The following is a 22,703-nucleotide window of genomic DNA, read 5'->3' on the forward strand; positions in this document are numbered from 1 at the left end:
AACCTCAGGCAGCGGCGCCGTTGATCACCCGCAGGTGTTGTGCGGTGTCGACATTGCGTCCGCTGACCACCACCACGATCGGCCCGCGAGCGGGCACCCGGCCCTCGAGCAGGGCGGCGATACCCACTGCAGCGGCGCCCTCGAGCACCAATCGCTCCTGCTGATACGCGTGACGCAGGCCATTGGCGATGGCGGCTTCGTCGAGCAGATGGACTTGGTCGAGCAGGCGTTGGGTGAGGGCGAAGGTGTGGCGGTTGTCCAGGCCGATACCGCCGCCGAGGGAGTCGGCCAGGGTCGGCAGTTCTTGCACCTCGACCGGGTGGCCGGCCTGCAGACTGGCGTGCATGGCCGCGCCGCGGTGCATGCTGATGCCGTGGGTGGTGATGGCCGGGTTGATGCTTTTGACGGCCAAGGCGACGCCGGCGAACAGACCACCGCCGGAAAGCGGTACAAGCACCTGGGTGACCTCGGGCAGTTGTTCGAGGATTTCCAGGCCCAGGGTGCCTTGGCCTGCGATCACGTCCGGGTGGTCGAACGGCGGAACCAGCGTCGCGCCCTGTTCCTGGGCATGGCGCAGGGCGGCGTGCTGGGCGTCGTCCTGGGAATGGCCGACGATGCATACTTCGGCGCCTAGGTCACGGATGGCCTGGACCTTGTTGGCGGGCACCAGATCGGACAGGTAGACGGTCGCCGGCACGCCCCGTTGCGACGCGGCGTAAGCCAATGCCCGACCGTGGTTGCCAGTGGAGGCGGTCACCACCCCCAGTGCCCGCTGTTCATCGCTGAGGCAGGCGATGGCGTTGCTGGCGCCGCGCAGCTTGAAGCTACCGGTGAGCTGCTGGGACTCGAGCTTGAGGTAGACCGGCACGCCGACCTGGCGGGTCAGGGCAGGGGAGTGCTCCAGTGGCGTGCGGCGCACGAGCCCCTGGATGCGCTGATGGGCAAGGTAGATATCGTGAAGCGAAAGCACTGACATGACCGCATCCCAACCTGTGACCTTGTGTTGGGCGGAGTCTAAGAGCGGCAAATTGTCGTGATGAATGTACTAGGTCAATTTGCCGGACATTTTTTTCATGGCGGGGATTCGGGGCGGCTTTGCGGCCTGTCGCAGGCTTCCAGTCCTGCTTCAAAGCTCATGGATCTGCGGGTATTGGCCGAACAGTTCATGCATGTCGGCCAGGGCCTTGCGCATCTTGGTGTCCGAGCATTCAGCGCCAACACACAACCTGACCGCCCGTGGCCGTGGCGTACCGCGCACCAGGAACGGTTCCGGGGGCGTCACGGCGATATGCCGACGGCGCAGTGCCCTGACCAGGCTGTCGACTTCCCAGTGCGCGGGTATGCCCAGCCAGGCACCGAGCGCCTGCGCCGGGTTGCCCAACAGGTACTCGCCCAGGTGTTCGCGCACCATCGCCTGGCGGGCGCTGATCAGCTTGCGCTGCAGTTCGGCCAACTGCGCCGCGCGGCCGTCGTTGATCCAGCGGGTGGCGATCTCCGCCACCAGCGGGGTAGCCATCCAGCTGTTGACCCGCAGGATGCTCTCGGTGCGTAGCGCCAGGCGCTTGGGCATCGCCAGGTAGCCGACCCGCAGCCCGGTGAGCACCGACTTGGTCATGCTGGTGCAATAGAACGACAGCTCCGGCGCGTAGTGGCTGATCGGCGGCGCATGCCGCTCGCCCAGCAGGGGGCCGTAGACGTCGTCCTCGATGATGTGCACGCCAAAGCGCCGAGCGATGGCGGCGATCTCCCGGCGCCGGGCGTCGGGCATCAGGCTGGTGGTGGGGTTGTTGAGGTTGGGCGTGCACACCAGAGCCGTGACCCGCTCGTTGCTGCACAAGTCCTCGAAGTGCTCCGGGTCGATGCCGTCGCGGTCCATCTCCAGGCCCTTGAGAGTGAACCCCAGCACCTGCGAATTGCCGATCACGCCGTGGTCGGTCAGCCCCTCGCAGAGCACCACATCATCCGGCCCGGCCAGCGACGCCAAGGCCAGGAAGATGCCATGGGCCGCGCCGTTGGTGACCAGCACGTCGTCGCGCTCCACATTCATGCCCAGTCCGGCCAGCCAGCGCACCGCGGCCTCGCGATGGCTCTCGAACCCGGCGATCGGGCGGTAGGCATGGATCCAGGGTTGGTCCTCTTCCACGCTGAGCTCGGCGCAGGTGTCGCGCCAGATGCGCTCGTGCGCCTGGGTATGCAGGATGCGGGTGATGGAAAAATCCACCAGGGTACGCTCGGGCAGGTCGATGATGTCGTCAGCCACCCGGTCGCTCATGCGTCGGCTGACGAAACTGCCACGGCCAATCTCGCAGCGCACCAGGCCTTGGCGCTCCAGTTCCTTGTAGGCATTGGTCACTGTCTGCACGCTGATTCCCAGGGCATCGGCCACCTGGCGCTGCGGTGGCAGGCGCTGGTCATGGACCAGCTCGCCGCGCTCGATCTCCCCGGCGATGGCCTGCACCAGCAGCTTGTACTTGGACTCGCCGATGCGCGCCGAGTCGAGGACGTTCTTCCAGTTCTTCATGTGTATCGCTTCGCTGACCGGGACTGCACACAGCATCGCCCGCGCAGGATCTTCGGGCAATTGTCCTAGTGCAATCCCATCGGCTGCGGGGCTTTTGTATGCTCCGGCCCAAGGTCGACACCCGTAAGTAACAAGACTACGTCGGCCCGCCGGAACGCTCGGGCTGTGCACCGATCGAACGACACACCCGGCCTTCGCTGTTTTGCTCCACTGCCTCCTAAACACAGAGCCGTCGCCGACGGTTTGATAACAAAACAGGAGATTCATTGATGAGCCAGCCTTCCCCCAACGCGGTTTCTTCCCTCAAGCGCCTGCTGGTGGCCTGTGCGGCCATCGGCCTGGCAGCCAGCGCCCAGGCGACGACCCTCGACACCATCAAGGAAAACAGCCGTATCCGCATCGGATATGCCAACGAAACCCCGTTCGCTTTCACCGAGACCGATGGTCGAGTCACGGGCGAATCGCCCGAGATCGCCAAAGTCATCTTCCAGAAGATGGGCATCAAGCAAGTCGATGGCGTGCTGACCGAATGGGGCTCGTTGATCCCTGGTCTGCGGGCGGGGCGCTTCGATGTGATCGCCGCCGGCATGTACATCACGCCGGCGCGCTGCAAACAGGTGATCTTCACCGACCCGCAGTACGCCTTGCCCGACACCTTGCTGGTGGCCGCCGGCAACCCCAAAGGCCTGCACAGCTATGCCGACATCGCCAAGAACCCCGACGTGAAGCTCGCGATCATGGCCGGTACCGTCAACCTCGCCTATGCCCGCGAATCCGGGGTCAAGGACGAGCAGATCCTTCAGGTACCCGACACCACGGCGCAGTTGCAAGCCGTGCGTGCCGGTCGCGCGGACGCCGCCGTGGGCACTCAGCTGACCATGAAGGGCTTGGCGAAAAAGGGCGGCGACAAGGTCCAGGCGATCACCGACTTCACCGACGATCCGTCCCATACCGGCTATGGCGCTCTGGCGTTTCGCCCAGAGGACAAGGACCTGCGTGATGCGGTCAATGCCGAGCTCAAGCGCTGGCTGGGCAGCGAGGAGCACCTGAAGACTGTCGCGCCGTTCGGCTTCGACCGCTCCAACGTGACCGACAAGACCGCCGCCGAGCTGTGTGCCCAGCAATGAATCGAGGTGGCATGGCGCTTGCCATGCCGTTCCCTGCGTAATCCGATTATTCAGGTCGAACCATGGGTGAATTGATACCGCTGTTACTGCAAGGCGCCTGGATCACTGTCCAGGTCACATTCTTCGGCTCGCTGCTGGCCATTGTCGCCGCGATACTCGCGGCCCTTGGCAGGCGCTCGTCCTGGCGGCCTTTGAGCTGGTTCTGCGTGGCGTACATCGAGCTGTTTCGCGGCACGTCGCTGCTGGTGCAGCTGTTCTGGCTGTTCTTCGTCCTGCCGCTGCCGCCGTTCAACCTTGAGCTGAGCGCCTACACGGTGGCCATCGTCGGCCTGGGGCTGCACATCGGTGCCTATGGCGCCGAAGTGATGCGTGGGGCCATCGGCTCGGTGGCCAAGGGGCAATATGAAGCCTGCGTCGCCCTCAACATGCCGCCGGCCACCCGCTTTCGCCGGGTCATCCTGCCCCAGGCACTGCTGGCGGCGATCGCTCCGGGCACCAACCTGTTGATCGAGCTGCTCAAGAACACCTCGCTGGTGTCCTTGATCACCTTGTCAGACCTGAGCTTCCGCGCCCGCCAACTGGATCAGGCGACCTTCCAGACCCTGGAGATCTTCAGCCTGACCCTGCTGCTGTACTTCGTCTTGGCGCAAGTCATCAACTTCACCATGCGCGGCGTCGAACGGCGCCTGGGCCGTGGTCGCCTGCGGGGGAGCCTGTCATGAATATCTGGGACTGGAACTACGTCGCGCAGATCCTGCCACAGTTGCTGCAGGCCTCGATCAAGACCCTGGGCATCACGCTGGTGGGCTTTTTGATCGCGATCGTTCTGGGGCTGTTCCTGGCGATCGGTCGACGTAGCCGGCAAGTGGTCATCGCCTGGCCGGTGACCTTGCTGATCGAGTTCATCCGCAGCACACCGCTGTTGATCCAGGTGTACTTTCTGTACTACGTGCTGCCCAACTATGGCGTGAACATGAGCGCGATGCAGGCGGGCATCCTCGGCATCGGCCTGCACTACGCTTGCTACCTCGCCGAGGTCTATCGCGGGGGCCTGGACGCCGTGCCGCGCAGCCAGTGGGAGGCGGTGGTGGCGTTGAACTTCGCGCCCTGGACGGCCTACCGCACGGTCATCCTGCCCCAGGCGGTGCGACCGATCCTACCGCCATTGGGCAACTACCTGATCGCGATGCTCAAGGACACCCCGGTGCTCTCTGCCATCACCGTGGTGGAAATCATGCAGCAGGCCAAGAACGTCGGCTCCGAAAGCTTCCGCTACCTGGAGCCGATCACCCTGGTCGGTCTGTTCTTCCTGGCCTTGAGCATCGCTCTGGCCTATCTGGTTCGGCGCCTCGAAGTGCGCCTGGAGTTACGCTAATGATCGCGCCTGTCTCGAACCTCGCCACCCTCACCACCAGCCCCCTGCAGCGGGACCACGCCATGCCGGAACCGGCCATCGCCCAGCCGATCGTCGCCTTTCGCGACGTGACCAAACGCTACGGCAACTTCACCGTGCTCGATGGCCTGAACCTGGAAGTCGCGCCGGGCGAGAAGGTGGCGATCATCGGCCCCAGCGGCTCGGGCAAATCGACCTTGCTACGGGTACTGATGACCCTGGAGGGTATCGACCAGGGCATGATCGAAGTGGACGGCGAATCGCTGACCCACATGCCAGGACGCAACGGCACCCTGGTGAGCGCCAACGACCGCCATGTGCGCCGCGTGCGCTCGAAGATCGGCATGGTGTTCCAGAGCTTCAACCTGTTCCCGCACATGAGCGCCTTGCAGAACGTCATCGAAGCGCCAGTGCAGGTCCTTGGCATCAAGCCCGCCGAAGCCCGAGAGCGCGCCGCTGAACTGCTGGAAATGGTCGGGCTGGGCAACAAGTTCGACCATTACCCTTCGCAGCTTTCAGGTGGCCAGCAACAGCGGGTGGCCATCGCCCGGGCCTTGGCCATGCGGCCCAAGGTGATGCTGTTCGACGAGGTCACCTCGGCCTTGGACCCGGAGCTGTGCGGTGAAGTGCTCAATGTCATCCGCAGGCTCGGCAGCGAGCACAACCTGACCATGCTCATGGTCACCCACCAGATGGGCTTTGCCCGCGAGTTCGCGGATCGGGTGTGCTTCTTCTACAAGGGGCAGATCCACGAACAGGGCGCGCCCGCCCAGCTGTACGAGCATCCTCAGCAGGAGCGGACCCGGGCGTTTCTGAGTGCGGTCAGGGAAGCCAACTGAAGGCCATCCTGTGCCATTTTCCATGGCCCGTTCGCGGCGTCGAACCGCTGCGAAGCAGGCGGCGCGGTGGAGCAGGGCAATCGCTCCCACACGCACCGCGCTGAGTGGCCTCAGGTCTCTGTGGCCTGTGCCTCGGCGTGGGTGCGTTTGACGGCGGATTTCTTTTCCTGGACGACGATGTAGAACTCCTCGCCATGCTTGACCGCGCCATACAGTACGGCTTTCTCGATCAGCTCGTTGCCGCGCAGGTGACGCAGCATCATCGGATCGCGGCGCAGGTCGCGGTAAAGCGCCAGGCACAGCAGCACCATCACGATCACGAACGGCAACGCCACGACGATCGTGAGGTTTTGCAGCCCGGTCAGGGCCTCGCCTGGGTTGGCCGGGTCACCGATCGCCAGCATGATCGCCGCTACTGTGCCGGTCAGCGCGCCCCAGAAGATCACCGTGGCCCGGGACGGCTCCGTGGTGCCGTGCTCGGACAGCGTGCCCATCACCAGGGAGGCGGCATCGGCGCCGGAGACGAAGAAGATACCCACCAGGATCATGATCAATACCGAAGTCACCGACGCCCACGGGTAGCTTTCCAGCAGCTCGTAGAGCGCGTGGTTGCTGTTCACGGCGCCATTGACCAGGGTGAAGGTGCCTTCTTGCAGGGCATCGATACCGGCACCGCCGAAGATCGTGAACCAGATCAAGCTCACCAGGCTAGGCACCAGCAGCACACCGGTGACGAATTGGCGAATGGTGCGCCCGCGGCTGATGCGCGCGATGAACATGCCGACGAAGGGCGTCCAGGAAATCCACCAGGCCCAGTAGAACACGGTCCAGCCGGCCAGCCAGTTGTCCATCTGCTCGCCACCGCTGGCGCTGGTGCGCGCCATCATTTCCGGGAGCATCTTGATGTATACGCCGATCGAGGTCGGCAGCAGGTTGAGCATCAGCAGCGTCGGGCCGACCATGAAGGTGAACAGCGCCAGCACCAACGCCAGCACCATATTGGTGTTGGACAGCCACTGGATGCCCTTGCCGATACCGGACACCGCCGAGGCGACGAAGGCCACGGTCAGCAGGGTGATGATCGAGATGTAGAAGATTTTGCCGGGATGCTCGATCCAGCCGTTGTACTCCAGGCCGCCGGCGATCTGCAGGGCGCCCAGGCCCAGGGAGGCGGCGGAGCCGAACAAAGTGGCGAAGATCGCCATCATGTCGATCACGCGGCCGATGGGGCCGTTGGCATGGCGGCCGATCAGCGGTCGGAACGCCGTGGAAATCAGCTGCGAGCGCCCGCGCCGGAACGTGCCGTAGGCGATCACCAGGCCGACGATGGCGTACATGGCCCAGGGGTGCAGCGTCCAGTGGAACAGGGTAGTGGCCATGGCCACCTGCATCGCCTCGCTGGTTTGTCCGGCGGCAGTTCCTGGAGGCGGGGAGACGTAATGCGACAGTGGCTCAGCCACGCCGAAGAACATCAGACCGATGCCCATGCCGGCGCTGAACATCATCGCTACCCAGGACACGGTGCGAAACTCCGGCGCCTCGCCATCGCGCCCCAACGGGACTTTTCCATAGCGGCTTGCGGCCAGCCACAGCACGAAGACCACGAACAAGGTCGAGGTGAGAACGAAGAACCAACCGAAATGGACGATGACCCAGGACTGGGCGGTGGAGGCGCTTTTGGCCAGGCTCGCTTGGCTGACGAAGCCCCAGATGACGAATGCGACTGCGAGGATGCTGGTGATGCCGAAGACAATCCAGTCGATCTTGCCTTCGAGGTGACGATCCTTCTTGGCTTCCTCGGTCTGCGAAGGATCTGTCACGCCAAGGGCGAGTGTTTCAACGTTCTCTTCCTTTGCCATGTGTCGTAATGCCCCTTTTGTGGGTGCCTGGCCGCTGCAGGTTTGTTGTTGTTGTGCTTGCCGCTACGCGACGACGTGCGACCCGGTCAGGCCGAGCCGCCAAGCGGCGATTATCCTGCCGGCCAAAGGGGGCTTCCTATTCCCAGACCGTCCTGGCACGTCCTTGTTACGACGCCATGGCGGGCTGTCGATTTGGCCGTTTGGCCAGAAGATGAGCCGGAACACCTAGTGAAATCTTCGTAGGACTATCCTTTTCAGCGACGTCAAGATCACGACCAAAGGAGGTCAGGTATGCACCTGTTCACAGGCGGTTGCCTTTGCGGTCAGGTCCGCTTCGAGGCTTCGGGGCAGCCCTATAGAGTGGGGCTTTGTCATTGCCTCGATTTTCGAAAACACCATGGGGCACTGTTTCACGCGTCGGCGATTTTCCCCGAAGAGGCGGTGAAGGTCGAAGGCCGGACGGGTGACTATGCCGGACGGTTTTTCTGCCCGCGCTGCGGTTCGTCGGTGTTTTCGCGAAGCGGGGATGAGGTGGAGGTCCACCTCGGAGCGCTGGATGCGCCAGATCAGTTCACGCCAACTTACGAAAGTTGGACCGTTCGGCGTGAAGCGTGGTTGCCGGCGTTCCCGTTCGCCCGACATTACACGGGCGATCGGGAAGGGACGGGGCGTACCGAGGGCTGATTTCGACCCGACAGTCTCGCTTGCAAAGCCATCGCCTCTCGCCCGCGCTAGCCGCTCAGAGCCAGTAGGTCACCGCCCACCAGCCCAGCCCGCCCATGACCACGGTATAAGGCAATGCCATCCATACCATCCGCCCGTACGACAACCGCACCAGCGGTGCGATCGCCGAGGTCAGCAGGAACAGGAACGCCGCCTGCCCATTGGGCGTGGCCACGCTGGGCAGGTTGGTGCCGGTGTTGATCGCCACCGCCAGGGTCTCGAAGTGCTCACGGCTCATGGCGCCGTTGAGAAACGCCTGCTTCACCTCGGTGATGTAAATCGTGGCGACGAACACGTTGTCGCTGATCGCCGACAGCAAGCCATTGGCCAGGTACAGCATGCCCGGCTGCTGGTCGGCTGGCAGAGCCAGGACCCACGTGATCAATGGGCTGAACAACTGCTGCTGATGGATCACCGCGACCACCGCGAAGAACACCACCAACAGTGCGGTGAACGGCATCGCATCCTGGAACGCACGGCCCAGGCGGTGCTCGTCGGTGATGCCGGTGAAGGCGGTGATCAGCACGATCACCAGCAGGCCGATCAGGCCGACCTCGGCAACGTGCAGGCCTAGGCAGACAATCAGGATCAGTGCGGCGATCCCCTGTACCAGCAAAGCGACGCGCTGGGCCGAGGTCCGCGCGGCATCGTCTTCGGCCGCATAGCTGGCCAGCACCTGGCGCACGCGCTCGGGCATCAGCGTGCCGTAACCGAACAACCGCAGCTTCTCCAGCAACACGCACGTCACAAGGCCTGCCGCCAGTACCGGCATCGACACCGGCGCCACCTTGTAGAAGAAATCGGCGAAATGCCAGCCCATCTCATGGCCGATCAGCAGGTTCTGTGGCTCGCCTACCAAGGTGCACACCCCGCCCAGGGCCGTGCCCACCGCGCCATGCATCAACAGGCTGCGCAAAAAGGCGCGGAACTGGTCCAGGTCTTCACGGTGCAGTTGCGGCACCTGGTGGTCGCTGTCGAGTTCGGACTCCTCGCGCGGGTTGGCGCCGGAGGCGACGCGGTGATAGACCGCATAGAAACCCACTGCGGCGCTGATGATCACCGCCGTGACGGTCAAGGCATCGAGAAATGCCGACAGGAATGCCGACAGCACGCAGAACAGCAGCGCCAGGATGGCCTTCGAACGCACGCCCAGCAGGATCTTGGAGAACAGGAACAGCAGCAGTTCCTTCATGAAGTGAATACCGGCGACCATGAACATCAGCAGCAGAATCACCGGAAAATTGTGCTGCAGCTCTTCATAGAGGGCCTGGGGCGTGGTCATCTCCAACAGCAGCGCCTCGATCAGCAGCAAGCCGCCGGGCATCAACGGGTAGCACTTGAGCGCCATGCCCAGGGTGAAGATGAACTCGATCACCAGCACCCAGCCGGTGACCACCGGACCGAGGGTTGCCAGCAGCACGGGGTTGAGCACGAGGAACAGGCAGATGACGGCCTTGTACCAGAGCGGCGACTGGCCCAGGAAGTTATGGGCGAGAGCGCCGGTCAGGGAGCGGGACATGAATTTGTATCCTTTTGATTCAGCAGTCGCGCAAGGTGCCCGATGCGGGCGTCAGGTGCAAGGCGTTCAGTCCCGCTTTTGGCACAAGCACGGCCTTGAGGGTGCGTTATAGTCCGGCGCGTGAACCTTTTACCTACAGGAGTACTGCCCGTGACCGAGTACCGCGCATTCAAGGTTGAGTTGACCGACAACATTGCCCATGTGCAGATCAACCGTCCGGAAAAGCTCAATGCCATGAACGGCGACTTCTGGAAGGAAATCATCGACATCTTCCAATGGATCGACGACACCGACGCGGTGCGCGTGGTGGTACTGAGCGCCGCGGGCCAGCACTTCAGTGCAGGTATCGACCTGGCCTTGCTGGCTCAGCTGGCCGGGCAAATGGGAAAGGACGTGGGCCGCAATGCGCGCCTGCTTCGGCGCACCATCCTGGGCCTGCAGGCCTCGTTCAATGCCGTGGACAACTGCCGCAAACCGGTGCTGGCGGCGATCCAGGGCTACTGCCTGGGCGGTGCGATCGACCTGGTCTCGGCCTGTGACATGCGTTACTGCAGTGCCGATGCGCAGTTCTCGATCAAGGAAATCGACATGGGCATGGCCGCCGATGTCGGGACCTTGCAACGTTTGCCGCGTATCATCGGCGACGGTGTGATGCGCGAAATGGCCTACACCGGACGCCATGTCGGGGCGCACGAGGCCCAGCGCATCGGCCTGGTCAATCAGGTGTTCGACGACCAGGCCGCACTGCGTGAAGGAGTCTTTGCCTTGGCAGCGCAAATCGCGCAAAAATCGCCGATTGCGGTGAGCGGCACCAAAGAGATGCTCAACTACATGCGCGACCATCGCATCGACGATGGCCTGGAGTACATCGCCACCTGGAACGCCGCCATGTTGCAGTCCGAAGACCTGCGGGTCGCCATGGCGGCGCACATGAGCAAACAGAAACCGACCTTCGCCGACTGACCGGGGCGGGGGGACGCGCTTTTAAGGATCCCGAAATGTCAGCACGTTGGACTACCGCAGTACTCGACCCGCAGATCACCGGCGGCCTGGCCGTCGCCCGTGGCCCGGAAGGGTTCCTGATGGATGACAACGGCGCGCTGTTCCCCCGCGATTGGCTCAAGGAGCAAGACCTGGACGTGCTCTGCGAGCATGGCATCGGCCACCTGGACGGCCAGCCGGTGTTCCTGCTCGAGCTGCGTGGCAGTGCCGATGTGTCCGGCTGCAGCTGGCGCGGCCTGCGCCAGTTCATGCTCGAAGGCGACATGCTGACCTACACCCTCTTGGGGTATGCCGCGCAGGTCGGCACCTGGGCGCGCGAACATCGCTTCTGCGGCAGCTGCGGCCAGCCGATGACCCAGATCCGCTGGGAGCGGGCGATGTACTGTCAGCCGTGCGACCTGCGCAGCTACCCGCGCATCTCGCCGAGCATGATCGTGCTGATCACCCGGGGGGATGAAGTGCTGCTGGCGCGCTCGCCGCGTTTCGTCACGGGCGTCTATAGCACCCTGGCCGGCTTTGCCGAGCCAGGCGAATCGGCCGAGGACTGCCTGGTACGGGAGGTGCGCGAGGAAGTGGCGGTGGAGGTGAAGAACATCCAGTACGTGGGCAGCCAGTGCTGGCCCTTCCCGCACTCGATGATGCTGGGCTTCCATGCCGAGTACGCGGGCGGCGAGATCGTCATGCAACCGGACGAGATCGAGGACGCCCAGTGGTTCAATGTGCACGATCTGCCGCCGCTGCCTGCCGGGCGCTCCATCGCCCGTTACCTGATCGACCTCTACGTGGCACGTCGCCTGGGCCTACCCGACCCAGTGCTGCCACACTAGGCGTACAGTCAACGCCAGCACCACGGCGATGAACACCGGGCGGATGAACTTGCTGCCGCCGCTGATCGCCGTGCGTGCGCCGAAGAAGGCGCCGACCATCACCGACAGGCCCATGCACAGGCCGACGATGTAATCCACCTGCCCGGAAATGATGAACACCGTCAGTGCCGCGATGTTGCTGACGAAGTTCATGCTGCGCGCCACGCCGCTGGCACGCACCAGGTCGATGGGGTAGAGCAGCAGGGTACTGACCGTCCAGAACGCCCCGGTGCCGGGGCCGGCCACGCCGTCATAGAAGCCCAGGCCAAAGCCCTGGGGGAACTGCCACTTCTTCTTGATCGGCGCGTCGGCATCCAACGGTGCCTTGGGCGTCCCGCCGAACAACAGGTAGACGCCACAGGCGAAGACGATCACTGGCAGCATCTTGTTCAGCCAATCGGCCGGCATGTAGTGGGCGGCCAGCGCCCCCAGCAGCGCGCCGACCAAGGTACCGACCAACGCCCGGCGCCACTGCGCGGGGTGGAACAGCTTGCGTCGGTAGTAGGTGAAGCTGGCGGTGGCCGAGCCGAAGGTGGAGCTGAGTTTGTTGGTGCCCAGCACCAGATGGGGCGGCATGCCGGCGGTGAGCAAGGCCGGGGTAGTGAGCAGCCCCCCGCCGCCAGCGATGGCGTCGATGAAACCGGCCACGAAGGCGACCAGGGCGAGGATGAGCAGGGTGAGCGGTTCTACGGTGAGTTCGAAAGGCATGGGGCTTTTACAGACAGGGCGGCGAGTGCGGCAAAAGGCCGCGCTAGAGGCGGTACAGGGTAGTCCTCAAGGACGGGGAATACCAGTCATGCCATGGAGTAGGTGAAGCCCCAGGGATCCGGGGGCGCTTTGCGGCTCCTTGCAGGCTACGCCAGGCCCCAGATCCCCTCCTGCCTGTTCCCGTCAGACGTAGTCGCGCAATCGGTACCACGCCTTCGCCGCCGCCTCCAAGGGCGCGGCCATCAGCTCGCCGCCTGGGAAGCGGCCATTGTCGATGCCTTGGTACAGCCCCAGCAGGTCTTCGTCGCCGAGGATCGCATCGCTCACCGCCCGGGCCGCGGCCAGGGTCGGCAGCACGCCATGCCCCGAGAAGCCCTGCAGCCAGTAGCGTTGGCCCAGACGGCCGATATCCGGGGTGCGCTGGATGCTGCAATCCAGATGACCGCCCCAGGCGTAGTCCAGGCTCACCCCAGTGAGCTGCGGGAACACACGCTCCAGGTAGGGGCGCGTGGCGCTGGCGACGTCCTTGGGGATGCCTCCGAGGTAGGTGCAACCGCCGCCAAACAGCAGGCGATGGTCTGGCGTGAGGCGGAAGTAGTCGGGGACGAACTGGTTGTCGATCACGCAACTGTTGCGCGGCAGCAGCGACTGGGCCATGGCCGGATCCAGCGGCGCGGTGGCCACCTGGTAGGAGCCGACCGGCAGCAGACGGCGCGACAGGTCGCGGTCGAGGCGGTCGATGTAGGCGTTGCAGGCCAACACCAGCACCTGGCTGCGGACTTCGCCCAGGCCTGTACGGGCGACGAAGCCGCTCGAGCTTTCGTGGTAGTCGAGCACCTGGCTTTGCTCGAAGATCTGTCCGCCCGCGGCTTCGATGGCGGCGGCCAGGCCCTGGGCCAGCTTGAGGGGGTTGAGGTGGGCACCGTTGGGATCGTACAGGGCAGCCTGGTAGCGGGGGCTGTCGATCCAGTCGGGCAGCTCGTCACGGCCGATCAGGCGCAGGCAGTCGTAGCCCCATTTCCGTTCGGCTTCGTGCTTGGCTTCTTCGAGTATTTTCACGCGGCGAGGCATCACTGCGGTCCACAGGCTGCCGACCCGGTAGTCCACGTCGAAGCCGTGGCGTTCCGGCAGCTCGCGCATCTCTTCGGCGGCCCAGCGCATGCTGTCCCAGAGGCGCCGGGCGCGTTCGACGCCCAAGGCCTTTTCCAGCGGCGGCATATCACAGGACCAGCCCAGCAACGCCTGGCCACCGTTGCGCCCGGAAGCGGCCCAGGCCACCCTGCTGGCCTCCAGCACGACCACGCGCTTGCCGGCCAGGGCCAAGCGCAGTGCCGTGTGCAGGCCGCTGAAGCCGGCGCCGATAATCAACACGTCGGTGTCCAAGGCGCCTTGCAGGGCAGGGCGCAGCGGGATCGTGGTGGGGTAGGTCTGGGCGTAGTAGCTGGCAACGTGCTGCGCGGACTGTTTGAACATGCGGGCCTCGTGAAATTTGTTGTTATTAATTTCATGAAAAAGTAACAGAAAAAATTCACGACACCAGCCCCTTCATGGGTAAAGGCTTAACGGGAGCCTGAAAATGCCCTATATGATTCGGCTCCGATTACCTCGACCCGCGGAATACCTCGATGCGCCGTCTGCCTTCCCTGACTGCCCTGCGCACGTTCGAATGCGCCGCCCGCCATGGCCACTTTGGCCGTGCTGCCGCCGAGCTGTGCGTGACCGACAGCGCGGTCAGCCACCAGATTCGCCAACTGGAGGATCAGCTTGGCGTGGCCCTGTTCGAACGGGCGGGGCGCCAGGTGCGTCCGACCACCGAGGCCGAGCGCTTGCTGCACCATTTGCAACAGGCCTTCGAGCTGATCGGCAAGGCCTGTGACGAGCTGCGCGACCCTGCCTCCCAGGCCGTGCTGCGGGTCGCGGTCACGGCGGAGCTGGCGCAGAAATGGTTGGTCGCACGGCTTGCCGACTTCAGCAGCCGTTATCCGCACATCACCTTGCACCTGCACGAACAGCCCATCAACGCGGGGGCTCCGGCTTTGGATATCGACATCGCCATCACCTACGGCACCAGTGCGCTGGATGCCAGCACCCACTTCGTACGCCCGTTGCCGCTGTTGCAGTTCTTCCCCGTGTGCAGCCCGGGCCTGTTCAACCAAGGCGGGCTCAAGCGCCCACGGGACTTGGTACGCCATTGTCTGCTGCACGATGATCAGGACGGACGCACCTGGACCACCTGGCTGGCCACGCACGCCGAGGACGCTTTGCCCACCCGCCAGCTGTACTTCCCCCATGCGGCGCTGGCCCTGGAGGCGGCGGTACTGGGGCAGGGCGTGGCGATGGGCGACAACCTGACCTGCCAGGCCGACCTGCAAAGTGGCCGCCTGGTGCGCCCGTTCAGCGCTAGCGTGACCGCTCAGGGCCAGTACGCGTTGGTGTGTGAGCGCCTGCGTCTGGAGCGGGGCGCGGTGGCCGAATTCATCGACTGGTTCACCGAACAGATCACCGAACCTTGAATTGAATTCAGCTATTGGCAAGTTTTCATCGTTGGAAGCCTGAGCCCGCGCGGCGTAGCGTGCAGTCATCACTCACCGATGACGAGGTTGACCCATGGCACGTTCGCTCACCACCACCCCCAAGGCCGATGGTTTCCGCCTGCCTGGCGAATTCGAGCGCAAGACGCGCTGCTGGCTCGGCTGGCCGGAGCGTCCGGATGTGTGGCGCAACGGCGGCAAGCCTGCGCAGAAGGTCTGGGTCGACATCGTCACCGCCATCGCCTCCAGCGAGCCGGTGACCGTGTGCGCCTCCGCCGCCCAATACGCCAATGCCAGGCGCCTGCTGCCAGCTCATGTGCGGGTGGTGGAGATGACCTGCAACGACACCTGGTTCCGCGACAGCGGCGCCTGCTTCGTGGTCAATGACGGTACCGGCGAAGTGCGCGGCGTGGATTTCGAGTTCAATGCCTACGGCGGTTTGGACGGCGGCCTCTACTATCCCTGGGACAAGGACGATCAGATCGCCCAGAAGATGCTCGAAATCGAGGGCCTGGACCGCTACCGCGCACCCCTGATCGCCGAGCTGGGTGGCATTCAGAGCGATGGCCAGGGCAGCCTACTGACCACCGAACAGTGCCTGCTCAACCGCAACCGTAACGCCCACCTGGGCAAGGAGGAAGTCACCCGCAGGCTCGAGGATTACCTGGGCGCCGAGCAGGTGATCTGGCTGCCGCGTGGCTGTAAGTTCGACGAGACCGATGGCCACGTCGACGACCTGGCCTGCTTCGTGCGCCCAGGCGAGGTGGTGTTGCAGTGGACCGATGATCGCAACGATCCGCAGTGGGAGATCTACCAAGAGGCTTATGACATTTTGCGCAGCACCCGTGACAGCCGTGGCCGCGAGCTGAAGGTACACAAGCTGCCGCAGCCCCAGGTGCTGGAATGGACCGCCGAGGAAGCGGCCGGGCTGGACCAGGTCGACGGCACCCACCTGCGCCAGGCCGGCACCCGGATCTGCGCCTCCTACATCAATTATTACGCCGGCAACTCGGCCATCGTCGTGCCGCTGTTCGGTGATCGCAATGACAGCGTGGCGCAGGCCACCTTGGCCGAGTTGTTCCCTGATCATCGCATCATCGGTATCGAGAACTCGCGGGAGATCCTGCTCGGTGGCGGCAACGTCGCCTGCATCACCATGCCGCAATACGCCGCTGGAGGTCGCTGATGAAACTCGCCCCGCTGGTCTTGGCGGTCGCCCTGGGTTGCGCAGCGTCGGCGGCCCAGGCAGCCGACGCACAACAGCCGACCGTCAATCTTTACATCTGGGGCGAATACCTCGCCCCGGACACCTTGGCCAACTTCCAGAAGCAGACCGGCATCCGCGTGGTGGCCGACCACTTCGACTCCCTGGAAACCGCCGAGACCAAGTTGCTCACCGGTGGCAGTGGCTACGACGTGGTGCTCAGCGCCGGCCAGCACCTGAGCCGGGCGATTGCCAGCGGTGCCCTGCAGCCGCTGGACAAGAGCAAGTTGCCGCACTGGGCGGGCATCGGCGAGGAGTTTCGCCAGCACATGGCGGTGTTCGACCCGGGCAATCGCTATGCCGGCACCTACGCCTGGGGCACCACGGGCGTGGGCTATCAAGAGCAGGCGGTGGCGGCGCGGCTCGAGGATGCGCCGCGCGACAGCTGGGCGATGCTGCTCGATCCGCAGGTGGTGGCGAAGTTCGCCGATTGCGGGGTGAGTTTCCTCAACGACCCTAACGAGGTGTTCGCCGCGACGATGCGCTACCTGGGGCTGGACATCAACCAGCAGCGCCTGGAAGAACTCAAGACCGCCGAGGCGCACCTGCGCAAGGTGCGTCCGTATATCCGCTATTTCGACAACGACCGCAATATCAACGACCTGGCCAACGGCGAGACCTGCGTGGCAATGTCGTGGAACGGCAACGTGGCCATCGCCCAAGCCCAGGCCGAGCAGGCGGGAAAACCGTTCACGCTGGATTACAGCATTCCCAAGGAAGGCACGTTGATCTGGCTGGATGCGCTCGTTGTGCCTAAGGATGCGCCGCATCCGGAGGCGGCGTGGAAATTGATGGACTACCTGATGCGGCCGGAGGTGATCGCGCCAATCACCGACACCATTCACTATGCCAACGCGATCACGGCGGCCGACGCTCTGGTGGACCCGAAGATCCGCAATGCGCCAGGGACCTATCCACCAGCCGACGTGAGGGCGCGGTTGTACAGCAAGAACGACAATGCCAAAGCCTTCAACCGGGAGCTGACCCGGGCGTTCAGCCGGCTCAAGAGCGGGACCTGACAGAGGGACGTTTGCCTATTCCGGCCCTTTCGCGGGTAAACCTGCGAAAGGGCCGGAATAGGCGACGCATCAACGCGAAGCCTTGCGTCGTGGTTGCCTCGGCTTGCTGCCCGTAGCTTTGGCGCTGTCGGCAGAAGCCTTGTCTTTCCCGCCACTGCGCCGCTTTTTCTTCCAAGGCGCCCCCTTGCTCCCCGCCGGCACCGGCGGCCCGCTGATGGTCAGGCGCATGCCGCTGCAGCGCTGCACCAGCTTGCCCATCCAGGCCGATTGTCGGGCGACGAACTCTTCCAGGCTCATCTCGCCGCTCTGCACCATGTCCAGCGCCTGCTCCCAGATGGCGGTGGTACCGGGGTCGGCGATGGCGCGGGGTACGGCGTCGATCAGGCTGAAGGCAGCCGGTGTGGCGGACAGGGCCTTGCCGTTCTTGACCAGGTAACCGCGGTCGAGCAGGCCCTGGATGATGCTGGCCCGGGTGGCCTCGGTGCCGATACCGGTGGTTTCCTTGAGCTTCTGCTTGAGCAGTGGGTCGTCCACCAGCTTGGCGACGTTCTTCATTGCCTTGATCAGATCGCCTTCGGTGAAGGGTTTGGGCGGTTGGGTCCACAGGTCCTTGAGTTGCAGGTCATGCACGGCGCAGGCCTGGCCTTGGTTCAAGGTCGGCAACACCTGAGGCGGTGGCGCTTCGCGGCCTTTGGCCGGGGTCAGCGCCTCGGGCAGGGCCCGACGCCAACCAGGCTCGACGATCTGCTTGCCTACCGCGCGCAGGGCGTGGCCGGCGCAGTCGAATTCGGCCTGGGTGCGATCGTACTCGTGGTTGGGCAGGAACTGCGCCAGGTAGCGGGCGCGGATCAAGGTGTAGACGGCCTTGTGCTTGGGTGGCAGGCGCGAAGGGTCGCTGGCGGCGGTGGGGATGATGCCGTGGTGGGCGCTGACCTTGGCATCGTTCCAGGCCCGCGAGCGGCGCTGGGGCTCCAGGTGCGCTTGCAAAGGCGCAAGACTGCCGTCTGCGCGTTGCAGGGCGGCCAGGATCCCCGGCGCCTCGCCATGCTGGCTGAGCGGCAGGTAGCCGCAGTCGCTACGTGGGTAGGTGATCAGTTTGTGAGTTTCGTACAGGGCCTGGGCAATATCCAGGGTCTCCTGGGCGCCGAGGCCGAGCTTCTTGGAGCAGACCTCCTGCAGGGTGCCCAGGTCGAAGGGCAGGGGAGCCGCTTCGCGCACGCGTTCGGTGGCCACCTTGGTCACCTGGGCGCTGCCGGCGGCCTGCATGTCGACGGCGGCTTGCTGGGCCAGTGCCGGGTTCAGGCAGCGGCCCTGATCGTCACAGTTATCTTCGGGCGCTCGCCATTGAGCGGTGAAGACGCTGCCGCTGCTCTGGAGTTGCACATCGATAGCCCAGTAGGGCACCGGCACGAAGTCAGCGATGCTGCGGTCGCGGTCGACCACCAGGCGCAGGGTCGGTGTCTGTACCCGGCCCACCGGCAGCACGCCCTGGTAGCCGGATTGGCGGCCCAGCAGTGTGAACAGGCGGCTCATGTTCATACCGATCAGCCAGTCGGCGCGGGAGCGGCCGAGGGCCGAATGGTACAGGCTGAAAGTCTCCTGCCCTTGCAGCAGGCGGGCCAGGGCCTTGCGGATCGAGGCGTCGTCCAGGGCCGAGAGCCACAGGCGTTGGATCGGGCCGCGGTAGCGACAATGCTCCACCAGCTCGCGGGCGATCATCTCGCCTTCGCGGTCGGCGTCGGTGGCGATCACTAGTTCCCGGGCTTCACCGAGCAGGCGCTTGACGGCCTTGAACTGGCTGGCGGTCTTGGGCTTGACCAGCATCTTCCATTTTTCCGGAATGATCGGCAGGTCCGCGAGGTTCCAGCGCTTGTAGCGCTCGTCGTAGCTGTCGGGCGGGGCAGTTTCGAGCAGATGGCCGATGCACCAGGTCACGCAAACGTCGGAGCCTTGCCAGCAACCGTCGGCCTTGCGGGTGGCGCCGAGGACTTTGGCGATGTCCTTGGCCTGGGAGGGTTTTTCGCAGAGGAACAGGCGCATGGCCGGGAACGCTTCATCGCAAATGAGGGCGCTAGAATGCGCAAGCCAGGGCGCGGAAGCAAGCTTTGTCTGGATGGATATACAGCTTTTTGTCAGGGCGCGTTTCAGCGTCCTCCTTGACTGTTCGCGGGTAAACCCGCTTCCACAGGTGCTTCGCTGAGCCCTGTGGGAGCGGGGGTTACCCGCGAATAGGTCCGTCGAATCAGACCGACTTGCGGGTCAGGCCGGTTCGCGGGAGTCGCGCACCATGTCCACATGCGGGATGCCGGCCTCGAGGAATTCCTCGCTGACCACGCGGAATCCCAGGCGCTCGTAGAATGGCGTGGCGTGTACCTGGGCGCTGAGCATCTGCTGCTTGAGGTCACGGTTCTGCGCCTCGACGATCACTGCGCGCACCAGGGTGTCGCCGACCTTCAGCCCGCGCCAGTCCTTGAGCACCGAGATCCGCCCGATGGTGCCATCGGGCAGCAGGCGTGCGGTGCCGATCGGGTAGTCCCCTTCCAGGGCCAGGAAGTGCAGGGCGTCCTGGTCTTCGGCGTCGAACTCCAGCTCTGGTGGAATGTGCTGCTCGGCGACGAACACCGCCTCGCGGATGCGGCGGATATCGGCGTTGTCTTTATGCCAGTCGGCGAGGCGAACGCTGATCTTATTCATTGGCAAATCCCAGGCTTCCTTGTTTGACCAGCTGGCACAGCAATGTCAGACCTTCTTCGTCTTCGAGCCACTGAGAAAGGTTTTCGATGTGCAGCGCGTCGGCGGCGCAGATCAGCTTGAGCAGCTCACGCAGATGGCCCGAGAGCAGGCGGCTCTGGCCGCTGGCGAACAGCAGCAGGTTGTCGTCGACTTCCGACCAGGCCATGCGCGCGCTCGGGTTGCGGATCAGGATGGCGCCTTGCTCCAGGCTGTCGATCAGGTCTTCTTCGCTCAGCTCTTCGCCGGTCACCAGCTCCGGATAGCGCGGCTCGGTCATGAACTGGCCGAACCAGGTCAGCAGCAGGCGCTCGTCACCCATGTGCTCGGCCAGCAGGGCCTTGAGGCGGTCCAGGGCATCATGCTGGATCTGGTGAGGATCTGCGGCAGGCTGGGCGTCGGCATCGCTGTAACGCTCCTCGTCCGGCAGGAACTGGCTGAGGAAATCGGTGAAGTGGGTCAGCACTTCAGCGGCGCTCGGGGCGCGGAAGCCCACCGAATAGGTCAGGCAGTCGTCTTCGGCCACGCCGTAGTGGGCCAGGCGCGGCGGCAGGTAGAGCATGTCGCCAGGTTCCAGGGTCCATTCGCTGCTCTGTTCGAATTCGGCGAGGATGCGCAGGTCGGTGTGTTCCAGCAACGGGCTGTCGCTGTCGCACATCTGGCCGACTTTCCAGTTTCGCTTGCCGTGGCCCTGGAGCAGGAACACGTCGTAATTGTCGAAGTGCGGGCCGACGCTGCCGCCTGGCGCGGCGAAGCTGACCATCACGTCATCGATACGCCAGCTTGGCAGGAAGCGGAAATGCTCCAGCAGCTCGGCGACTTCCGGGACGAACTGATCCACTGCCTGGACCAACAGGGTCCAATCGCGCTCTGGCAGGGTGGCGAAAGTGTCTTCGGCGAAGGGGCCGCGGCGCAGCTCCCACGGGCGCTCGCCGTGCTCGAGCACCAGGCGAGACTCGACTTCCTCTTCCAAGGCAAGGCCGGCCAGTTCGTCAGGGTCGATCGGGCTTTCGAAGTCCGGGAAGGCCTGGCGCACCAGCAGGGGCTTCTTCTGCCAGTAGTCGCGAAGGAATTCACGGGCCGTCAGGCCGCCCAGCAGCTGCAGTGGAGTATCAGGATTCATGTTCAACCTATTGAAAAAACGTAATTTTCATCCGGGAATAAAAACGCCCGGCCAGGCCGGGCGTTGATCACGGGGCGCAGGTCAGATGCGTTTGGCCTGGGCCGCCGCGTTGCCGATGTAGGTAGCCGGGGTCAGCTGCTTGAGCTCGGCCTTGGCTTCAGCTGGCATGTCCAGCCCATCGATGAACGCCTGCAGCGCTTCGGGGCTGATGCCCTTGCCGCGCGTGAGCTCCTTGAGCTTCTCGTAGGGGTTCTCGATGTTGTAGCGGCGCATGACGGTCTGGATCGGCTCGGCCAGGACTTCCCAGCAGGCGTCCAAGTCTTCGGCGATGCGAGCGACGTTCACTTCCAGCTTGCCGATGCCCTTGAGGCTGGCCTCGTAGGCGATGACGCTATGGGCGAAGCCCACGCCCAGGTTGCGCAGCACGGTGGAGTCGGTCAGGTCACGCTGCCAGCGGGAGATCGGCAGTTTGCTGGCCAGGTGCTGGAACAGGGCGTTGGCGATACCCAGGTTGCCTTCGGAGTTCTCGAAGTCGATCGGGTTGACCTTGTGTGGCATGGTCGAGGAGCCGATCTCGCCGGCGACGGTCTTCTGCTTGAAGTAGCCCAGGGAAATGTAGCCCCAGACGTCGCGGTCGAAGTCGATGAGGATGGTGTTGAAGCGGGCGATGGCGTCGAACAGCTCGGCAATGTAGTCGTGCGGCTCGATCTGGGTGGTGTAGGGGTTGAACTGCAGGCCCAGTTCGTCTTCGATGAAGGCGCGGGCGTTGGCTTCCCAGTCGATCTGCGAATAGGCCGACAGGTGGGCGTTGTAGTTGCCCACAGCGCCGTTGATCTTGCCCAGCAGCGGCACGGCGGCGACCTGGGCGATCTGGCGCTCCAGGCGGTAGACCACGTTGGCCAGCTCTTTGCCCAGAGTGGTCGGCGAAGCCGGCTGACCGTGGGTGCGCGAGAGCATCGGCACGTCGGCGTGGGCGTGGGCCAGGGCGCGGATGGCCTGGGCGATCTGGCGCATCAGCGGCAGCAGCACTTCGTCACGGCCGGCGCGCAGCATCAGGGCGTGGGACAGGTTGTTGATGTCCTCGCTGGTGCAGGCGAAATGGATGAATTCGCTGACCTTGGCCAGTTCCGGCAGGGTCGCGGCCTGCTCCTTGAGCAGGTATTCGATGGCCTTGACGTCGTGGTTGGTGGTGCGCTCGATTTCCTTGACGCGCTCGGCGTGCTCGAGTTTGAAATCGGTGGCCAGGGTGTCCAGCAGGGCATTGGCTTCGGCGGAGAACGCCGGCACTTCGCCGATCTGCGGGTGGGCGGCCAGACGCTGGAGCCAGCGCACCTCGACCAGGGCGCGGAAACGGATCAGGCCGTACTCGCTGAAGATGGGGCGCAAGGCCTGGGTTTTGCCGGCGTAGCGGCCGTCTACAGGGGAAACCGCAGTGAGCGAGGAGAGCTGCATGGGGTGTTCTCGGACAGTCAGGCTTTT

Annotated in this window: 20 protein-coding genes; 10 read left to right on the plus strand and 10 right to left on the minus strand. The window is 64.4% G+C overall.

From position 1 onward, the window contains the following. Positions 1–4 precede the first annotated feature (4 nt). On the minus strand, positions 5–976 hold the full coding sequence (eutB, locus tag DQ397_RS15120) for a hydroxyectoine utilization dehydratase EutB (RefSeq protein WP_043212182.1): 972 nt from the start codon (positions 974–976) through the stop codon (positions 5–7). A gap of 150 nt (positions 977–1,126) precedes the next feature. Next, positions 1,127–2,521, minus strand: coding sequence for a PLP-dependent aminotransferase family protein (locus tag DQ397_RS15125; RefSeq protein ID WP_043212184.1), 1,395 nt, complete (start codon positions 2,519–2,521; stop codon positions 1,127–1,129). Positions 2,522–2,790: 269 nt separating this feature from the next. Between DQ397_RS15125 and ehuB the strand changes: the two genes are divergently transcribed. The 4 genes from ehuB (at position 2,791) to ehuA (ending at position 5,880) form a co-directional block, all read left to right on the plus strand. After that, positions 2,791–3,648 (plus strand): ectoine/hydroxyectoine ABC transporter substrate-binding protein EhuB, encoded by an 858-nt coding sequence (gene ehuB / locus DQ397_RS15130; protein ID WP_043212186.1) that lies wholly within the window; start codon positions 2,791–2,793, stop codon positions 3,646–3,648. A gap of 62 nt (positions 3,649–3,710) precedes the next feature. Further along, positions 3,711–4,370 carry an ectoine/hydroxyectoine ABC transporter permease subunit EhuC gene (gene ehuC, locus DQ397_RS15135; protein ID WP_043212187.1) on the plus strand — a complete coding sequence of 220 codons (660 nt, stop codon included), beginning with the start codon at positions 3,711–3,713 and terminating at the stop codon, positions 4,368–4,370. Then, a complete protein-coding gene (gene ehuD, locus DQ397_RS15140) occupies positions 4,367–5,023 on the plus strand; it encodes an ectoine/hydroxyectoine ABC transporter permease subunit EhuD (protein WP_043212190.1) in 657 nt (218 codons plus the stop codon). The genes ehuC and ehuD overlap by 4 nt, the downstream gene beginning before the upstream one ends. Then, complete coding sequence (ehuA, locus tag DQ397_RS15145) at positions 5,023–5,880, plus strand: ectoine/hydroxyectoine ABC transporter ATP-binding protein EhuA (RefSeq protein WP_043212192.1); 858 nt, start codon at positions 5,023–5,025, stop codon at positions 5,878–5,880. Before ehuD ends, ehuA begins: the two co-directional genes overlap by 1 nt. Before the next feature lie 110 nt (positions 5,881–5,990). Here the strand turns inward: ehuA and DQ397_RS15150 are convergent, their stop codons facing one another. Then, entirely contained in the window at positions 5,991–7,739 is a 1,749-nt protein-coding gene (locus tag DQ397_RS15150) for a BCCT family transporter (protein WP_043212194.1), read from the minus strand. A gap of 291 nt (positions 7,740–8,030) precedes the next feature. On the opposite strand from DQ397_RS15150, the gene DQ397_RS15155 reads away from it, so the two are divergent. Beyond that, on the plus strand, positions 8,031–8,423 hold the full coding sequence (locus DQ397_RS15155) for a GFA family protein (protein ID WP_043212196.1): 393 nt from the start codon (positions 8,031–8,033) through the stop codon (positions 8,421–8,423). Between the two features lie 55 nt (positions 8,424–8,478). Here DQ397_RS15155 and nhaB read toward each other — a convergent pair whose 3' ends face one another. After that, positions 8,479–9,981: a sodium/proton antiporter NhaB gene (gene nhaB / locus DQ397_RS15160; RefSeq protein ID WP_043212198.1), complete on the minus strand. Its 1,503-nt coding sequence runs from the start codon at positions 9,979–9,981 to the stop codon at positions 8,479–8,481. A 150-nt stretch (positions 9,982–10,131) separates the two neighbouring features. Between nhaB and DQ397_RS15165 the strand changes: the two genes are divergently transcribed. Together DQ397_RS15165 and nudC are read left to right on the plus strand one after the other, a co-directional pair. Then, positions 10,132–10,944 (plus strand): crotonase/enoyl-CoA hydratase family protein, encoded by an 813-nt coding sequence (locus DQ397_RS15165; protein WP_043212200.1) that lies wholly within the window; start codon positions 10,132–10,134, stop codon positions 10,942–10,944. Positions 10,945–10,979: 35 nt separating this feature from the next. Then, positions 10,980–11,810 carry an NAD(+) diphosphatase gene (nudC, locus tag DQ397_RS15170; protein ID WP_043212201.1) on the plus strand — a complete coding sequence of 277 codons (831 nt, stop codon included), beginning with the start codon at positions 10,980–10,982 and terminating at the stop codon, positions 11,808–11,810. On the opposite strand, the gene DQ397_RS15175 is transcribed toward nudC, so the two are convergent. Together DQ397_RS15175 and DQ397_RS15180 are read right to left on the minus strand one after the other, a co-directional pair. Then, positions 11,784–12,557, minus strand: a complete 774-nt coding sequence (locus tag DQ397_RS15175) for a TSUP family transporter (protein ID WP_043212203.1) — start codon at positions 12,555–12,557, stop codon at positions 11,784–11,786. The genes nudC and DQ397_RS15175 overlap by 27 nt on opposite strands. Before the next feature lie 183 nt (positions 12,558–12,740). Then, positions 12,741–14,030 carry an FAD-binding oxidoreductase gene (locus DQ397_RS15180; RefSeq protein ID WP_043212205.1) on the minus strand — a complete coding sequence of 430 codons (1,290 nt, stop codon included), beginning with the start codon at positions 14,028–14,030 and terminating at the stop codon, positions 12,741–12,743. 152 nt (positions 14,031–14,182) lie between these two features. On the opposite strand from DQ397_RS15180, the gene DQ397_RS15185 reads away from it, so the two are divergent. The 3 genes from DQ397_RS15185 to DQ397_RS15195 all read left to right on the plus strand — a co-directional run bounded on the left by DQ397_RS15185 (position 14,183) and on the right by DQ397_RS15195 (position 17,371). Further along, positions 14,183–15,070, plus strand: coding sequence for a LysR substrate-binding domain-containing protein (locus DQ397_RS15185; protein ID WP_043212206.1), 888 nt, complete (start codon positions 14,183–14,185; stop codon positions 15,068–15,070). A gap of 94 nt (positions 15,071–15,164) precedes the next feature. After that, positions 15,165–16,274, plus strand: a complete 1,110-nt coding sequence (gene aguA / locus DQ397_RS15190; protein WP_043212208.1) for an agmatine deiminase — start codon at positions 15,165–15,167, stop codon at positions 16,272–16,274. Beyond that, complete coding sequence (locus tag DQ397_RS15195) at positions 16,274–17,371, plus strand: extracellular solute-binding protein (protein ID WP_043212211.1); 1,098 nt, start codon at positions 16,274–16,276, stop codon at positions 17,369–17,371. Before aguA ends, DQ397_RS15195 begins: the two co-directional genes overlap by 1 nt. 69 nt (positions 17,372–17,440) lie before the next feature. Here DQ397_RS15195 and DQ397_RS15200 read toward each other — a convergent pair whose 3' ends face one another. The 4 genes from DQ397_RS15200 to purB form a co-directional block, all read right to left on the minus strand. Continuing rightward, entirely contained in the window at positions 17,441–19,411 is a 1,971-nt protein-coding gene (locus tag DQ397_RS15200; RefSeq protein ID WP_043212213.1) for a DNA topoisomerase III, read from the minus strand. Positions 19,412–19,630: 219 nt separating this feature from the next. Further along, complete coding sequence (locus DQ397_RS15205; RefSeq protein WP_043212214.1) at positions 19,631–20,065, minus strand: GNAT family N-acetyltransferase; 435 nt, start codon at positions 20,063–20,065, stop codon at positions 19,631–19,633. Beyond that, the gene (locus DQ397_RS15210) at positions 20,058–21,224 is read right to left on the minus strand and encodes a cupin domain-containing protein (protein WP_043212218.1); all 1,167 of its coding nucleotides are present in this window, start codon (positions 21,222–21,224) and stop codon (positions 20,058–20,060) included. Before DQ397_RS15210 ends, DQ397_RS15205 begins: the two co-directional genes overlap by 8 nt. A gap of 81 nt (positions 21,225–21,305) precedes the next feature. Beyond that, positions 21,306–22,676 carry an adenylosuccinate lyase gene (gene purB, locus DQ397_RS15215; RefSeq protein ID WP_043212220.1) on the minus strand — a complete coding sequence of 457 codons (1,371 nt, stop codon included), beginning with the start codon at positions 22,674–22,676 and terminating at the stop codon, positions 21,306–21,308. Between the last annotated feature and the right edge of the window lie 27 nt (positions 22,677–22,703).

This window comes from Pseudomonas sp. CK-NBRI-02 (assembly GCF_008124495.1).
GTDB classification, from domain to species: domain Bacteria; phylum Pseudomonadota; class Gammaproteobacteria; order Pseudomonadales; family Pseudomonadaceae; genus Aquipseudomonas; species Aquipseudomonas guariconensis.

Coding starts and splice junctions, on each gene's coding strand:
- eutB (WP_043212182.1), bottom strand. CDS start 976: ATGTCAGTGCTTTCGCTTCACGATATCTACCTTGCCCATCAGCGCATC.
- DQ397_RS15125 (WP_043212184.1), bottom strand. CDS start 2,521: ATGAAGAACTGGAAGAACGTCCTCGACTCGGCGCGCATCGGCGAGTCC.
- ehuB (WP_043212186.1), top strand. CDS start 2,791: ATGAGCCAGCCTTCCCCCAACGCGGTTTCTTCCCTCAAGCGCCTGCTG.
- ehuC (WP_043212187.1), top strand. CDS start 3,711: ATGGGTGAATTGATACCGCTGTTACTGCAAGGCGCCTGGATCACTGTC.
- ehuD (WP_043212190.1), top strand. CDS start 4,367: ATGAATATCTGGGACTGGAACTACGTCGCGCAGATCCTGCCACAGTTG.
- ehuA (WP_043212192.1), top strand. CDS start 5,023: ATGATCGCGCCTGTCTCGAACCTCGCCACCCTCACCACCAGCCCCCTG.
- DQ397_RS15150 (WP_043212194.1), bottom strand. CDS start 7,739: ATGGCAAAGGAAGAGAACGTTGAAACACTCGCCCTTGGCGTGACAGAT.
- DQ397_RS15155 (WP_043212196.1), top strand. CDS start 8,031: ATGCACCTGTTCACAGGCGGTTGCCTTTGCGGTCAGGTCCGCTTCGAG.
- nhaB (WP_043212198.1), bottom strand. CDS start 9,981: ATGTCCCGCTCCCTGACCGGCGCTCTCGCCCATAACTTCCTGGGCCAG.
- nudC (WP_043212201.1), top strand. CDS start 10,980: ATGTCAGCACGTTGGACTACCGCAGTACTCGACCCGCAGATCACCGGC.
- DQ397_RS15175 (WP_043212203.1), bottom strand. CDS start 12,557: ATGCCTTTCGAACTCACCGTAGAACCGCTCACCCTGCTCATCCTCGCC.
- DQ397_RS15180 (WP_043212205.1), bottom strand. CDS start 14,030: ATGTTCAAACAGTCCGCGCAGCACGTTGCCAGCTACTACGCCCAGACC.
- DQ397_RS15185 (WP_043212206.1), top strand. CDS start 14,183: ATGCGCCGTCTGCCTTCCCTGACTGCCCTGCGCACGTTCGAATGCGCC.
- aguA (WP_043212208.1), top strand. CDS start 15,165: ATGGCACGTTCGCTCACCACCACCCCCAAGGCCGATGGTTTCCGCCTG.
- DQ397_RS15195 (WP_043212211.1), top strand. CDS start 16,274: ATGAAACTCGCCCCGCTGGTCTTGGCGGTCGCCCTGGGTTGCGCAGCG.
- DQ397_RS15200 (WP_043212213.1), bottom strand. CDS start 19,411: ATGCGCCTGTTCCTCTGCGAAAAACCCTCCCAGGCCAAGGACATCGCC.
- DQ397_RS15205 (WP_043212214.1), bottom strand. CDS start 20,065: ATGAATAAGATCAGCGTTCGCCTCGCCGACTGGCATAAAGACAACGCC.
- DQ397_RS15210 (WP_043212218.1), bottom strand. CDS start 21,224: ATGAATCCTGATACTCCACTGCAGCTGCTGGGCGGCCTGACGGCCCGT.
- purB (WP_043212220.1), bottom strand. CDS start 22,676: ATGCAGCTCTCCTCGCTCACTGCGGTTTCCCCTGTAGACGGCCGCTAC.